Below are 297 nucleotides of genomic sequence, written 5' to 3' on the forward strand. Positions count from 1 at the left end.
GCCGTGGGATTTCACATCAGACTTAAGGGACCGCCTGCGCGCGCTTTACGCCCAATAATTCCGGACAACGCTTGCCACCTACGTATTACCGCGGCTGCTGGCACGTAGTTAGCCGTGGCTTTCTAATGAGGTACCGTCAAGGTACGAGTAGTTACTCTCGTACTTGTTCTTCCCTCACAACAGAGTTTTACGATCCGAAAACCTTCTTCACTCACGCGGCATTGCTCCATCAGACTTTCGTCCATTGTGGAAGATTCCCTACTGCTGCCTCCCGTAGGAGTCTGGGCCGTGTCTCAG

Annotated in this window: 1 rRNA gene; it reads right to left on the reverse strand. The window is 53.2% G+C overall.

What is annotated here, in order from left to right:
• Window positions 1–297: ribosomal RNA gene (locus LDK52_RS19955) — 16S ribosomal RNA — on the reverse strand; the annotation flags it as partial.

Origin of the sequence: Psychrobacillus antarcticus (genome assembly GCF_029533155.1) — a bacterium.
Classification (GTDB): Bacteria; Bacillota; Bacilli; order Bacillales_A; family Planococcaceae; genus Psychrobacillus; species Psychrobacillus antarcticus.